Annotated in this window: 12 protein-coding genes, 3 tRNA genes and 1 other RNA gene; 6 read left to right on the forward strand and 10 right to left on the reverse strand. The window is 51.1% G+C overall.

Annotated features, from left to right (window positions below):
* Positions 1 to 811: 811 nt before the first annotated feature.
* Both LLG46_06195 and pcrA read right to left on the reverse strand, forming a co-directional pair.
* Complete coding sequence (locus tag LLG46_06195) at positions 812 to 1,117, reverse strand: hypothetical protein (protein ID MCE5322892.1); 306 nt, start codon at positions 1,115 to 1,117, stop codon at positions 812 to 814.
* A 62-nt stretch (positions 1,118 to 1,179) separates the two neighbouring features.
* A complete protein-coding gene (pcrA, locus tag LLG46_06200) occupies positions 1,180 to 3,339 on the reverse strand; it encodes a DNA helicase PcrA (protein ID MCE5322893.1) in 2,160 nt (719 codons plus the stop codon).
* 100 nt (positions 3,340 to 3,439) lie between these two features.
* On the opposite strand from pcrA, the gene LLG46_06205 reads away from it, so the two are divergent.
* On the forward strand, positions 3,440 to 4,375 hold the full coding sequence (locus tag LLG46_06205) for a hypothetical protein (GenBank protein ID MCE5322894.1): 936 nt from the start codon (positions 3,440 to 3,442) through the stop codon (positions 4,373 to 4,375).
* Between the two features lie 95 nt (positions 4,376 to 4,470).
* Here LLG46_06205 and LLG46_06210 read toward each other — a convergent pair whose 3' ends face one another.
* The 8 genes from LLG46_06210 to LLG46_06245 form a co-directional block, all read right to left on the reverse strand.
* Positions 4,471 to 5,337: a glycosyltransferase family 2 protein gene (locus LLG46_06210; GenBank protein MCE5322895.1), complete on the reverse strand. Its 867-nt coding sequence runs from the start codon at positions 5,335 to 5,337 to the stop codon at positions 4,471 to 4,473.
* A 1-nt stretch (position 5,338) separates the two neighbouring features.
* A complete protein-coding gene (locus LLG46_06215) occupies positions 5,339 to 6,178 on the reverse strand; it encodes a glycosyltransferase family 2 protein (protein MCE5322896.1) in 840 nt (279 codons plus the stop codon).
* A complete protein-coding gene (locus tag LLG46_06220; GenBank protein ID MCE5322897.1) occupies positions 6,153 to 6,827 on the reverse strand; it encodes an HAD-IA family hydrolase in 675 nt (224 codons plus the stop codon). The genes LLG46_06215 and LLG46_06220 overlap by 26 nt, the downstream gene beginning before the upstream one ends.
* Before the next feature lie 177 nt (positions 6,828 to 7,004).
* A complete protein-coding gene (locus LLG46_06225; GenBank protein ID MCE5322898.1) occupies positions 7,005 to 7,259 on the reverse strand; it encodes a hypothetical protein in 255 nt (84 codons plus the stop codon).
* A gap of 66 nt (positions 7,260 to 7,325) precedes the next feature.
* Positions 7,326 to 8,696, reverse strand: coding sequence for a PFL family protein (locus tag LLG46_06230; protein ID MCE5322899.1), 1,371 nt, complete (start codon positions 8,694 to 8,696; stop codon positions 7,326 to 7,328).
* Entirely contained in the window at positions 8,693 to 9,265 is a 573-nt protein-coding gene (locus tag LLG46_06235) for a hypothetical protein (GenBank protein MCE5322900.1), read from the reverse strand. The genes LLG46_06230 and LLG46_06235 overlap by 4 nt, the downstream gene beginning before the upstream one ends.
* Before the next feature lie 231 nt (positions 9,266 to 9,496).
* On the reverse strand, positions 9,497 to 9,934 hold the full coding sequence (locus tag LLG46_06240) for a pyridoxamine 5'-phosphate oxidase family protein (GenBank protein ID MCE5322901.1): 438 nt from the start codon (positions 9,932 to 9,934) through the stop codon (positions 9,497 to 9,499).
* A 152-nt stretch (positions 9,935 to 10,086) separates the two neighbouring features.
* Positions 10,087 to 11,439, reverse strand: coding sequence for a cation:proton antiporter (locus tag LLG46_06245; GenBank protein ID MCE5322902.1), 1,353 nt, complete (start codon positions 11,437 to 11,439; stop codon positions 10,087 to 10,089).
* A 284-nt stretch (positions 11,440 to 11,723) separates the two neighbouring features.
* Between LLG46_06245 and LLG46_06250 the strand changes: the two genes are divergently transcribed.
* From LLG46_06250 to ffs, 5 genes are all read left to right on the forward strand, one after another.
* Positions 11,724 to 12,674: a glycoside hydrolase family 130 protein gene (locus LLG46_06250; protein ID MCE5322903.1), complete on the forward strand. Its 951-nt coding sequence runs from the start codon at positions 11,724 to 11,726 to the stop codon at positions 12,672 to 12,674.
* Between the two features lie 140 nt (positions 12,675 to 12,814).
* A tRNA-Arg gene (locus tag LLG46_06255) sits at positions 12,815 to 12,890 on the forward strand.
* A 4-nt stretch (positions 12,891 to 12,894) separates the two neighbouring features.
* Positions 12,895 to 12,970, forward strand: a tRNA-Arg gene (locus LLG46_06260).
* Between the two features lie 165 nt (positions 12,971 to 13,135).
* Positions 13,136 to 13,223: transfer RNA gene (locus LLG46_06265), tRNA-Ser, on the forward strand.
* 8 nt (positions 13,224 to 13,231) lie between these two features.
* An RNA gene (gene ffs / locus LLG46_06270) (signal recognition particle sRNA large type) lies at positions 13,232 to 13,497 on the forward strand.
* Positions 13,498 to 13,550 lie beyond the last annotated feature (53 nt).

Below are 13,550 nucleotides of genomic sequence, written 5' to 3' on the forward strand. Positions count from 1 at the left end.
AGACCGTGTTTTTGTGTATGCAAATTTATTCCAATAAATTGCATTTCCTGTTGACTTGATTGAATTTGTAACATATAATCCGAGCAGTCAAGCGTAAAATGGTGTGACTTTTTTCTGAAAAAGGGGAGGAACAAGTCTATGCGAAGGGTGTTCGTAATAGTTTTTTGTGCTGTAATTATCTGTTGTGCTATTGCAGTTTCAGCTGCCCCCACAACAGATTGGCGAGTCTGCTTGAGTGCATGCTACACGGGGGGACTTCAAAGTTCAACGTTCACTTGTGGAACTGGAACCTCCCCATACACTGTTATTGGTGATCCGCCTTCTTCGACACCTGTGTTGGGTGAAGAATTCGACTCTTTTCACTTGATAACGACGGATATTCGTTCGCCACTCTCTCCAGGTGAGTCAACTAGCTGGTATCCAATTCTCGCTTGCGGCGACGGAATGGTTTTACCGATAAAGCTCACTATATCTAGAATGACTCCTGTTCAATATCTAGACATTTCGTTTTGGATGGACGGTGTATTTTATTACCAGCTTGAGGCATATGAGACTATTTCATTTGAATTATTTTTTGACCCCATTTCGCCTTCTGATTCACACCAATTCGAGATTAGAGCAACGGCTGTGCCTGAGCCGGGTAGTTTGTGCTGCATACTGGCAGGTCTTGTGGGTTTTGCAACACATAAATGTCGACGGCGCAAATAACCGGCAAGTAAATACTCAATATAAAATCTCAAATATAAAATGTAATCTCCCTCTGAGTGGTCTCGGAGGGAGTTTTGCTTCATAAGCCGCGGCCGCGGCGCACTTATTCCCGGCTCGAAAACAGCCTTTTCAATTTATCCCAAAAGCCATGCCCTGCTCCCTGTTTTGGCAGTGTACTGGGCAGCACTTCTTCTTCAAAGAGCGAATCATCTATGCTGCCGTATTCGGTTTTCAGTGTTTGCAAGGCGTCCCTGATCGATTCGCTATCGGTATGGAATGCTCCACTCCAACCGCAGACAAAGCACTCCTGGTTTTTGACCGGGTTGAGCGCGCCACAGAGGTCACAAACTTTGAAGTCCCTCTCGGTGTATCCACCGAGGCTGTCGGAACCTCGTTCATACCATTCCATAGTATCAACCTTCTTTGCGCGCTTGTCATTACATAGATATTTTCCCCTTGGTCAAATCTATGTCAAACCCTGCGCAAGTTAGCGAGTGATACTACGAGTTTTTTGATTCCCTGACCCTCAAATGCGACCGTGACCACTTCGCTGTCTCCGCTGCCTGTGGAGTTTAGGACAATGCCTGCGCCAAATTGCTCATGCTCTACTTTTGTCGCCGGTTTGAAAGTGGCCGGACCGCTGGAGCGAGCAGGTTTGAACTGTGATCTCCAGCTTGTGCTGCTGTATACGTGTTTGCCGGACGGCGATTCTGAGAAAAGTTCTTCAGGTATTTCAGATATGAACCGCGAGATGTCCGATCGCTGTATTTGGCCCATGATCATTCTCTGGTGAGCATAGCTGAACTTGAGTTCCTCGCGTGCACGTGTCATGCCCACATAACATAGCCGCCGTTCTTCTTCAAGCTCTTCGCGGTCATCGGCAGATCGTCTGTGCGGGAAGATGCCTTCTTCCATCCCGGCCATGAAAACCACCGGAAACTCCAACCCCTTCGCCGCATGCAGTGTCATCATAGTGATCGCATTGCCGGACTCGTCATAGGTGTCTATATCCGATATCAGTGCGACATTTTCGAGGAACGCTCTCAGACTCGGGTCTTCGTTGACCTCGAACTGCTCTGTAACGGACAAAAGCTCCTCGACATTTTCTATTCGCGACTGGTTTTCCATACTGCGCTCAGCCTTGAGCGATTCGACATAACCGGATAGAAGCAGTATTTCCTCTGTGAGCCTGCGCACCGATACGGTATCGACCATTTCGTGCAGATGGTGGACGAGTTCACCGAACTTTGCGATAGCGGTGCGTGTCCTCTTTGTGATATCGGTGGCTTCTTCGGCTCGCCGGATCGCCTCGTAGAGCGTTATCTGCTCGTTTATCGCAAACATTTCCAGTTTTGAGATCGAGGTCTGGCCGATCCCACGTGTCGGGACATTTATCACACGCCTCAGGCTCACGGTCTCATACGGATTGAGAGCCAGGCGCATGTAGGCGAGAATATCTTTGATCTCTCTGCGCTCGTAGAACCGCACCGCTCCGACGAGCCGGTACGGTATCCGCCTGTTAATCATTGCCTCTTCAAATATTCGCGACTGGGCGTTCATTCGGTAGAGTATCGCGATATCCGAGTAATTCCGTCCGCCGCCGAACGAGGCCATGTCCTCGATTGCACGGGCTATATTGTTGGCCTCGTCCATATCGTTTGCCGACTCGATTATCTCGATGTCCTTGCCTTCTTCGTTTTCGGTCCACAGCTTTTTGTTCGCGCGGCCTTTGTTGCGCTTGACCACATGATGAGCCGCTTCGAGTATCTTTTTTGTGGACCGATAGTTCTGCTCCAGCTTATATACTGTGGCCTCTGGATAATCCGACTCGAACTGGAGTATGATCCCGACGTCCGCCCCGCGCCAGCGATATATCGACTGATCGTCATCGCCCACGCAGAATATATTGTGATGTTTCGCCGCAAGGTTGCGCACGAGCTGATATTGCGAATAATTGATATCCTGATATTCGTCCACCAGTATATATTTGAACCGGTTCTGATAGTGCTCCAACACGGCCGGCTTGTTGCGCAGGAGTATGACCGTATACATGATAAGGTCGTCGAAGTCGAGAGCATGGTTTTGCGCAAGTTTGCTCTGATAGACCTTGTATACTTTTTCAGCAATGTTCTCCATCTGCCCGACATATCTCCTGCCGAACTCATCAGGCAGCACAAGCTGCTCTTTGGCCTTGGATATCAGGTTCAGGATTTCGCGAGGGTGATATCTTTTCTGATCCAGGTTGAGGCTCTCCATGGATTCCCTGATGAGCGCGACCTGGTCTCCGTCGTCAAAGATGGTAAAGTTTTTGTCCAGGCCGATCTCCTCGCCCTTTTCGCGAAGGATCCGTGCACATATGCCGTGAAATGTGCCCGCCCACATGCGCGTGGCAGTCTCCCCGAGCAGTTGCTCGATGCGCTCTTTCATCTCATTGGCGGCTTTGTTTGTGAATGTGACCGCGAGAATATTCCATGGCCGCACGCCGTGTTTCTTGATTAAATTCGCAATGCGATATGTCAGCACGCGGGTCTTTCCGCTTCCCGCGCCTGCAAACACCAGCACCGGCCCGTCGATATGTTCCACAGCAGCCCTCTGCTGCTCGTTGAGTGTGTCAATGATTGTAGTTTCCATACTTGCTATATTATATCAGAAGTGTGGAGATGAGAGGATTATCATACAAGGAACAATAAGCATTTCTGACCGGTCTAAAAACCAACTTCGGGGTGAGTCTATGATTCGTCTATTGCGTGGTATAAGGTCAATTCTAGCTGGAATTGCTGTAGCTGGTGTCTTATATGCTGTCCTCTGGCGGCAGGCAGGGACGTTTTACAACAGCTTGTACAAAGATCCTCTGAACCAACTCATATACTTGTTCATTTTCCATTTCACACCTGGCTTAATTGCTATTGCCGTTTCAGCAGGGCTGCTAACTGGTGCTGTGCCTGGTGAAAGCCGGCTCAAGTCAGCACCAGTACGCGGTGCATTAGTTGCTGTTATTTTCGGCATGATCTCAGTTGTCACATATATGTGTTTTGGCTCAGGCTCTGCGCACTCTTCCTCTCCAGAACCAATCGTAATTAAGATCTTGTTATATACCCTGGCGATTATGGTCAGTGCAATCATCGGTGCCATCGGTTCGTTTTATTACGCAGTGGCCACAGCTGCTTTCGCGGAAATCGGTGCCTATTTATGGAGGTTGTCAAAATGGCTGTGCGTCCTGACTATTACGTTGGCTTGCTGTGTATCACTGAGTCTATCGTTTGTGGAAGGCACGACTGCACGCTCAAATCTGCATGCTCTAGAGCGCCGGGCGTCAAGGGCTGAACCGTTAATAAAGCAGAATCTGGTGGCGCTGCCCTCACACTGTATATGGAGACCTTCAGGGCGTCTGCAAAGCCAAAAATTTTCAGCAATTTGTGATATTCCTGATGGAATTGTCAGTGTCCAGTATAGTGCAGGGGGCAAATTAAAATCGGCGCGCGTCGTTTTTAGAACGCCGAAAGCTCTTAAGTTGACGACCAAAGATTCAGTAGTGAATTTTCTTCAAGACCACGGTGTTTCAAGAAAACTGGCCGTCAGAATCAAGCAGAAAAATAACGGAATGTGGCTTGCCGAAGAAGGTCCCTACAGTGTGTTTTTTGATCTATGGTCTCCACCAAGGGACTAGTGTTCATACTAGCGGTCTATGATCAGAGCCGCACCATTACAGAGAATGTGGTCAAAACAGTATCAAATACTAAATCCAAAACCCCAAATACTAAATCAGCGCTGTGGTTTTGTTCGGTTAATTAATGACCTCTGTCTCAGCCACAGTGCGATTATTGCAAGCGGAGTAAGGAGGATTTTTAGGCTGTGAGAGTTGTATTTGAGGTAATATCGCAGCATGCTCTTGTGGTGCTGCTTAATCATAGGAACAGGGTTCTGGTCGCTTGCCGCGCCTATGCGATGTGACACCGACACCATCGGGTAATACACCACCCGCCAGTTGGCCATATGCGCGCGCTTGCACCAGTCAACATCTTCGAGATACATGAAAAACCTCTCATCGAGCAGCCCAATCTGCTCGAAAGTCTCACGCCTGGCCATAAGAGCCGAACCCGAGAGCCAGTCCACATCGGCGATCTGATCGTGAGCGAAGTCAATCATCAGATAATTGCGCACGAACCTGTTTTTTGGCGATAGCTTGCCGAAGATGGTGTGTCGGAATATCGCCGCAAACATAGTCGGGAAGTGCCTTGCAGAAAATTGCAAGCTGCCGTCGGGGTTAAGGACTTTGGTCCCGAGGATGCCGATGTCGGGGTTATCGTTCATAAACCCAACTATTTTCGCCAGAAGGTCCGGTTCGAGCATTCGGCAATCCGGGTTGAGCAGCAATACATACCTGCCCTGTGATTGCTTGATCGACAGATTATGAGCCGCGCCAAAGCCCAGGTTTGTGCTGTTTTGGATAAGCGTGACCCGTCCATCGAACTCTGCCCGGACCATATCAGCCGAGCCATCCGAGGATGCATTATCTGCCACGATCACCTCATATGTGACTGACCCGTCCTGCGATAATACCGAGTTCAGGCACTCTCGAAGTTCGTCTTTGGTGTTCCAATTCACTATGCTTACTGTGATGTCGATCAAGTTAGCCCCTTAATGCCATGCTTATTCGTATGCATATGTTCGTCAGCCAGTATGTCGGCGCAGCCATTGTTCCCTTGAAGTGCTTGTTATAAAACCTCAGAAGTGACTTATGCGATTCATGCGCCATTTCGCGCCTGTTTGCCTGCTTTGTGCTCGCAGCGCCGTGGTGTATTACAGTCGCATCCGGCGTGAAGTATACCTTGTAGCCGCGCTTGCGGGCGCGATACAGCCAGTCCACTTCATTAAAGAAAACAGGGAACTGCTCGTCAAATGCTCCGACTTCATCCATCGCATTTCTGTTCAATATCAGGCACGACCCCATCGGCTGATCCACCTCGGCGACCCTGTCATATTTAAAATACGTCATTCTATACGCGCCGAATGCCCTGCTTCTGGGAAATAGTCTGGACAATCCAATAAACTCCCATGCAATCGCGCCAGGGTAGGGGAATGACCGCACCGAGCGATCCACCTTTCCATTAGGCCGGACCAGTTTTCCTCCAGCCGCGGCAGCATCCGGGTGTGAGACCATGAAGTTCACAAGAGCGTCAATTGCGCCCTCAGTGACCTCAGTGTCCGGGTTCAATAGGAGCGCGAACTCGCCTTTTGCAATAGCCAGAGCCTGGTTATTTCCACGTGCATAGCCATAGTTTTCCGGGTTGACCATGAGATGGACATGCGGGAAATCAGACTTGAATGCGTGTTCATCAAAGTCGTCTGAGGCATTGTCGACCACGATGATTTCATACTCACACTCAGGCGCATGTCGTTCGATTGAGTGCAATAGGTCCCCAAGCAGGCCGGTAGTATTCCAGTTAACGATTATAATCGATAATTGCACCCAGCACCTCCATTAAGTTGTCCGCCACATAGTCCGGCGCCACTTTCGAGAAGAAATCGAATGGACGGTCATCCCGCAGGAAGCCGATTGTTTTGACTCCGGCCGCCTTGCCGCACGCCACATCCATCGTGTGATCCCCGACCATCACGCTCGCCGATGCCCTAGCGTCGAGCGCACTCAAGGCGGCGTTTATAGGGTCTGGATGGGGTTTGTGATGTGTGGTGTCTTCTCTGCAGATTAGGATATCCGGCTGGATTCCGACGATTCCCAGCGAACTCTCACTTGCCCTGCGGCAGTTTCGGGTGACAATACCAACTTTTATGTCATGTTTTCTGAGCGAGCCGACCATCTCACGCGCAAACGGTATTTCATTGGCTTTCTGAGCGTGGCCGACTTCGATCTCTTCGAGTATAGCCATAGCGCGCATGCGAAACGACTCGCATTGATTATCGAGGACGGCGCATGCGCTGTCGACCACGCCGAGGATGTCGAGCGTCATCAGCTCCGAAGTGTCCACTCCACACTCGGATGCCAATTCAATCATTTTACGCTTCATCAGGGGGAAGTCGATGTTGGTCTCCACCAGCGTCCCGTCAAGATCAAACAGGGCGGCGTCGACCGCAGTCAGCAAAGGCTTCATTGCTTTCATTATAGAGATGACCGATTATGGGGTCAAGCGAATGCTTAGGTGTAGGTGTATCTCATAAAGTCAGCAAGCCTGTGTCATTCCCGCGAAAGCGGGAATCCAGACACCATCCTGGATTCCCAGTCAAGCTGGGAATGACAATTGGACAATTGAGTTTTTCCTGATTTTTGGATAAACCCTTCATATATAAGCTCTGTATACGTCGTCGTGTTCGCGCACATGTTCGTCCACTTTCACCCCCACGTTTTGACCTTCGTCTGCTTCATCGATGGGTTGATGCTCAAGCTCGATCGAGCTTACGACGGCCTCGGCGTCAGTCGTGTGCCCGACAAAATGGAGCCTGTCGCCTTTATGCAGCTTTCCGTGCTCTATAGCTATGGCGGCCACGCCGATCTTGTCATAATAATGTGTTACCTTGCCTATCTTCTCTTCCATCCCGTTTCCTCCTGACGGCGGCATTACGGCATTGTAATACCCTGTGGAGTCGGCAGTGGAAACGTCTTAGTTGTTCAGGCTTGTCAGCGGAGCAGGGATTCTGCCTGCCATCTGGACGAATGAGTCTGAAGCGCCACTGGGGATGCGCATGATAGGCGATTCGCCGAACAGACCGCCGAAGATTGCTCTATCCCCGGCCTTTTTGCCCGGCACGGGTATGAGCCTGCATGATGTTGTTTTGCGGTTGATGACGCCGATAGCGAGCTCGTCCATGGTCAAAGCTGCGATGGTCTCGGCGGATGTATCACCCGGCAATACCACCATATCCAGTCCGACCGAGCACACACTGGTCATAGCTTCCAGCTTTTCGATAGTAAGGTGTCCGTCTTCCGCAGCCTTGGCCAGGGCAGAGTCTTCTGCCACGGGTATGAACGCACCCGAAAGCCCTCCTACGGATGATGAGGCGAATGCTCCGCCCTTCTTTACGGCGTCATTGAGCATCGCGAGAGCTGAAGTAGTTCCGGGTCCGCCGACCTTTGGGATGCCCATAGCTTGGAAGATTTCACCCACACTGTCGCCTACGTCGGGTGTTGGTGCAAGTGATAGATCGACAATCCCGAATTCAGCTCCGACAGCCTTGGCGACCTCGCGGCCAATAAGCTCTCCGCACCGGGTCACCCTGAACGCAGTGCTCTTTATCTCCTCGGCTATGCAGCCCAGGTCACAATCCGGGTTCGACTGCCGCAGTCTTTCTATTGCGCGCTTGACCACTCCCGGTCCGCTGACGCCTATGTTAATTACGGTCTCAGGCTCACCAATCCCCTTATATGCGCCGGCCATAAAGGGGTTGTCTTCGGGCATATTGGCAAAAACACTGAGCTTGCAGCATCCGAAACCGTCGGCTTCTGCCGTTTTTTTTGCGATTTGCTTTATGATGTGACCCAGCAGCAGCACGGCGTCCACGTTGATTCCTGCCTTGGTCGATGCGGCATTGACCGATGCGCACAGGCGGCTGGTTTTGGAGAGCACTTCCGGCAGGCTTTCGATGAGAGCTTTGTCGGAGACGGTCATACCCTTTTGGACCATAGCGGAGTATCCGCCGATTATGTCGATCCCGGCCTCTTCTGCGGCCTTATCAAGCGTATGAGCCACCTGCAGCAGGTCATCCTTGTTGTGACCCGCCATAACGTCAGCTATGGGGCTGATGGCGACGCGCTTGTTCACTATCGGTATACCGTAACGGGCAGAGATCATCCGGCAAGCCGGGACAAGAGGCTTTGCATGGGTTACTATCTTCTCACGAATGAGTTTGCAGGCGGTGTCTATATTGCGGTCGGCGCAATCGAAAAGATCGATTCCCATGTTGACCGCACGCACGTCCAGCTTCTCGCTCTGCAGCATTTCTATTATTTGGAGTGTCTCGTCAAGTCCGATCATGCCTGCCGCCTTTGCAAATCAATTACGGGTCGAACGTCCAGTGTGGCATGGAAGATGTTTTCATGCTGAAGATGGGCGACTATCCCAAACTCCCTACCCACATTTTCCAGACCGGCCTGCAAGTCTTCTATATCGATGCCGGTCGGCACTGAGACCTGTGCCAACATAAGCAGAATGCCTTCGTGAACATAGCAATAGAAATCGTCTATATTGACATTTCTCTCGGCTATATATCCGGTGGTGCGTGCGATGATGCCTTTGTGGTCTCTGCCCTGCATACTGAGTGTGAAGTGTTCAGCCGGTCCCGTCTCGCACACAATAGGTTCTGCGTAAGGTCTTACGTTGACTGCAAACTCACCGATCCCGCCATTGCGTTCTATGGCTTGCCTGATCTCCGATTGCGTTCGCTCGTCGGGCATCTGTGCGGAGATGATAAGAGTGAAATAGCCGCACACGACTGTCTGGCTCAGATGAGTTATGTTGCCTTCAATACCGGTAATAGCCGAGCTTACGTCGCGCACGATGCCTGTCCGGTCACGAGCCATGACGGTGACGATATAGTCGCGCATTGTTCCTCCATAATAGCCAAGAGTCGAGAGTGGAGAGCCCAGACTCTGTGGTTATTGTATCAGAACGAATGTGGTAAAGCCAGTATTACGTGGGTCGAGGAGGTCTCATGGTGTCTGATAGTTTGATGGTTGACAGTTTTGCGATCTGAAATCGCGTAATTTTGTTTCGGGCGCGGTCAGATACCGCGCCCGGTCACCATTCCGGCAAATACTCAATCCAAAATACTAAATCTAAAATGTAATGCGGTCCAGGGGGTATTTGTGCGAGTCCATGAGCATGAGTTCTTTGGGTTTGACGACGATCACGACATATTCCGGGTCGGTTTTGCCGCCTGGGAAATATTCCTTGAGCATATCGCTCCAGAACCGGTCTCTGAGGTTCTGGTCGTCAGTGACAGTTGCGCGGCCTTTTATGAGTGCATAGCTCCAGCCTATTACATCGCCCTCTGTCTTGGTCCAGAACGCACAGACTTCCGGGTTCGCCTCGATCTGTTTGATTTTTAGCAGGCTCCGGCCTGTGATGAAGTAGACAGTGAAGTCATCATCGACTCCGGCGGTCCACATGGTGCGCGGGTGCGGAAATCCTTCATTGTCGATTGTCATGAAGACTGCATTAACAGCCGACTCAATCAATGCTCTGGCGCGTGATTTTATGTCCTGATCGTTCATGATCCGTCTCCTTCAAGGGATGGGTGGGTCAATTTTTGATTCCCACAATTGCCCTTATTTATTCATGGAGATGGACTAGCGCGCATTATTCACGAGAAACGTGAATGATGCGCGGCCCGGACCCGAAATATGCTCGACGAGCATAATTCGGACTAGTGTGTGCGCCTTCTTGCTCTTTTCGCCATGCTCCACTTAAGCGCGGGCGGTGTTATCATTGTGGTCAGGACCACCATTATCACGACAGCCGAGTAGGTTGCGTGGTTGACCACGCGCATTCCGTCGAGGACCAGTTTGCTGCCGATGGCGGCAAATATCAGTCCGACCTCGCCCCGTGGGATCATGCCGATCCCGACCGAGAGCCTATCAAGCCCTTTCTGCAAAACGCCAAGTCCGCAGATTTGCTTGCCGATGATCGCGGCAATTGTCAGGGTGCCGGCGAAGATGAGCACTTCTGGATTTGCGAATGTGCGCAGGTCCACGTTGGCTCCCATTCTGACAAAGAATATCGGCACCAGAAACCCTGCGATTGGCTCGATTAGTTCATCAACAGAGTGCTCGCCGCGCTCCGTGAAGTCGCGCCAATGGATTTCGTCCATGATGAGTCCCGCGGCGAATGCTCCAACGATAGGCGCAAGGTCTATCTGAGTGGCCAGGTATGCAAACCCGAAACATATGCCAAGTGCGGTCGCAAGCAACAGTCCTTCAGCCTTGAAGCGGGATGCTATGCTGAATACTCTTGGAGCAAGTTTGGCTCCGATAAAAAGTGCGCCGAAGAGGAAGAGCATTGCTTTCAGTACGATCAGCAGGATCGATATGCTGGACATTGTCGCTCCGGTTGCGGCAGCCTGGATGATCCCGCTCACGACCGCCAATATTACGAGTCCCTGCACATCATCAATGACTGCTGCTCCGAGGATTATGCGGGCTTCGGGTGTCTGTATTCGTCCCAGGTCCATCAATACTCTGGCCGTGATCCCTACGCTGGTTGCGCACAGCGTGGCTCCGATAAAGATATGGGCGTACACGCTTTCCTGCGGCAGGAAGAATGCGGCCACGCCCCATCCAAGAAAGAACGGTGCGATCACTCCGAGTGTGGCGACCACCAGCGAGGATGCGCCCACTTTCATCATTTTATTGAGATCGGATTCCAGGCCGACTTGAAAGAGGAGCAGCATCACTCCGATTTCCGAGAGTATTTCTACGCTTTTGTCGCTTTTTATGAATTCGACTCCATGGAAACCGACCAGATAGAGATTACCAACGATGATTCCGAAGATGAGTTCACCGAGGACAGCCGGCTGTCCGATGCGGATCATGACATCGCCGCCGATTTTCGCGGCGACAAGGATTACAATCAGTGCAAGGAGCACTCGGGGCAATTCAAGGCTTGCATCATCTCCATGTGCGCTCGACGCATGAGCGATGCAGCTTGCCAGACAAAATACTACAACAGCAATAACAAACAGGCGGACGAGTGTGCCGCGGCCGGTTCCAAAGTTAAGCATATCTACCTCTCCAAATTCGATGACCCGTAAAACTGTCTTTGTATATCGGGCATCGTCGCCTTATGTGCCGGGCACCTTTATCAGAATAGAGTTTCAAACTGGTTGATTTCTCCATATCCTGCCAATAATGTATTAAATGCACATAATACTTTGTCCTTCGCGCTGATGATCGGAATTCTTTTTTCGTGAGCTGCAAAAAATATTGCATTACCCTCTACCGAAGTAGGATTGTTCCCGATATAATGGGTTGTATAGGAGTATGAATTTGCATGGAGGCATCATATATGCCAATGAGGCTGGGCAGAGATGTTGTCGAGCGGTGGTATAAGAATCCCATCATTACGCTCGAACATGTCCCATTCGCTTGTAATACGGTATTCAATGCCGCTGCTACCAAGTTTGGTGACGAATATATATTGCTTTTGAGAATCGAGGACCTTGCGGGCCGCAGTGTATTTGCGCTGGCGAGGAGTGAGGACGGATATCATTTCAGTGTGGACCCTCATCCCGCACTGGAGCCGTCCAAGGTAGAGCCTTTCCGTTCATATGAGCGGCGAGGTATCGAAGATCCCCGTATCACATATCTGGAGGGCGAGTATTACATTATGTATACCGCCTATTCCCGTTATGGCGCGCGCCTTGCATTGTGCAAGACAAACGATTTCAAAAATTATGAAAGGCTCGGGTTGATCTCTGAGCCGGAGAATAAGGACGGCTGCCTGTTCCCGCGAAAGATCAAGGGTCGATATGTACGGCTCGACAGGCCATATGGCGGCGGCATCGGCAATATATGGCTCTCATATTCTGACGATCTATTGCATTGGGGCGATTCCGAGGTCGTAATGACCACAAGAGGCGGTTTCTGGGATTCCGATCGGATCGGTGCGTGTGCTCCTCCCATTGAGACGGATCATGGCTGGCTTGAGATATATCATGGCGTAAAGAACACCAGCGCAGGTCCCATATACAGAATGGGTGCAGCATTACTCGATCTTGAAAATCCTGCCAAAGTTCTCTGCCGCAGTGCGGTTCCCATTCTCACTCCGCGGGAGTATTACGAGCGCGTAGGCGATGTTGGAAATGTGGTGTTTTCATGCGGTGCAATCCTCGAGGATGGCGGCAAATTGAAGATATACTATGGTGCCGCCGACACGTGCATCTGCCTTGGCTTTGCCGATGTGAACATGCTCATAGACAGGTGCCGCACGGATACGGACGGTGAGGATTTGGAATAATTCCAAATTGCCGGATTGAGGTATACTATGCAGGCTGCTGATTTTAATGCGGCCTGCATTTTTATTGACATGCACGCCGCACCGATGGTATACTTTTGTGGTCGGCGAGGCATAATGCTTCGGCAGACAATCTGTGTCGTGCGCTCGTAGCTCAGGGGATAGAGCGAATGGTTGCGGACCATTAGGTCGGGGGTTCGAATCCCTTCGAGCGCACCATAATGGCCGATTAGCTCAATGGATAGAGCGCCGCCGTCCTAAGGCGGGCGTTGGGGGTTCGATTCCCTCATCGGCCACCATCCCTAGTAGGGGTCGTCTACATATTTGATCGAAAGCTGAGTTTTGTTATTGATGATAATTTGTCATCATCGGCAATATAGTCAGTTACGAAGATTTTATCGGAAGTGCGGCTAGCGCCCGGCTGGGCAGTGTCCGGCTTCCGATTTTGAGCTTTTAGCTATTGCGGAGAGGTGGCTGAGTGGTCGAAAGCGACGGTCTCGAAAACCGTTGTACCTCCGGGTACCGTGGGTTCGAATCCCACCCTCTCCGCCAAAGTTTGGCCGTGCTAGACGGGGAGCCAGCGGTGCCCTGTAGCCCGTAATCCGCTATAACGGGGTTGAATTCCTGCCCGCGGTCTGATCCGTTTGAGTTGCACCTTGGTAAGTGGTGTTGATAGTCGGGCCCTACGCAATGTCCGGCGTGTGAACCCCGTCAGGTCCGGGAGGAAGCAGCGGTAAACACGTTCGCGCATGTGCCGTATGGTGATCCGGCTGGAGCCAACTGCCCGGGCAGCGCTTGGACGGTCTTATCAGAGGCAGGTGCACGGTCGCTAAAATTCTGTTATGAGTTTGTGAGTTGTGGGTTGTGTATGTATGGTAT

The organism is bacterium, from assembly GCA_021371935.1.
In the GTDB taxonomy this organism is placed as follows: domain Bacteria; phylum Armatimonadota; class UBA5829; order UBA5829; family UBA5829; genus UBA5829.

Excerpts from the sequence above, each read along its gene's own strand:
- LLG46_06225 (MCE5322898.1), bottom strand. The coding sequence starts at position 7,259 with ATGGAAGAGAAGATAGGCAAGGTAACACATTATTATGACAAGATCGGC.
- LLG46_06250 (MCE5322903.1), top strand. The coding sequence starts at position 11,724 with ATGCCAATGAGGCTGGGCAGAGATGTTGTCGAGCGGTGGTATAAGAAT.
- LLG46_06245 (MCE5322902.1), bottom strand. The coding sequence starts at position 11,439 with ATGCTTAACTTTGGAACCGGCCGCGGCACACTCGTCCGCCTGTTTGTT.
- LLG46_06235 (MCE5322900.1), bottom strand. The coding sequence starts at position 9,265 with ATGCGCGACTATATCGTCACCGTCATGGCTCGTGACCGGACAGGCATC.
- LLG46_06230 (MCE5322899.1), bottom strand. The coding sequence starts at position 8,696 with ATGATCGGACTTGACGAGACACTCCAAATAATAGAAATGCTGCAGAGC.
- LLG46_06240 (MCE5322901.1), bottom strand. The coding sequence starts at position 9,934 with ATGAACGATCAGGACATAAAATCACGCGCCAGAGCATTGATTGAGTCG.
- LLG46_06220 (MCE5322897.1), bottom strand. The coding sequence starts at position 6,827 with ATGAAAGCAATGAAGCCTTTGCTGACTGCGGTCGACGCCGCCCTGTTT.
- pcrA (MCE5322893.1), bottom strand. The coding sequence starts at position 3,339 with ATGGAAACTACAATCATTGACACACTCAACGAGCAGCAGAGGGCTGCT.
- LLG46_06195 (MCE5322892.1), bottom strand. The coding sequence starts at position 1,117 with ATGGAATGGTATGAACGAGGTTCCGACAGCCTCGGTGGATACACCGAG.
- LLG46_06205 (MCE5322894.1), top strand. The coding sequence starts at position 3,440 with ATGATTCGTCTATTGCGTGGTATAAGGTCAATTCTAGCTGGAATTGCT.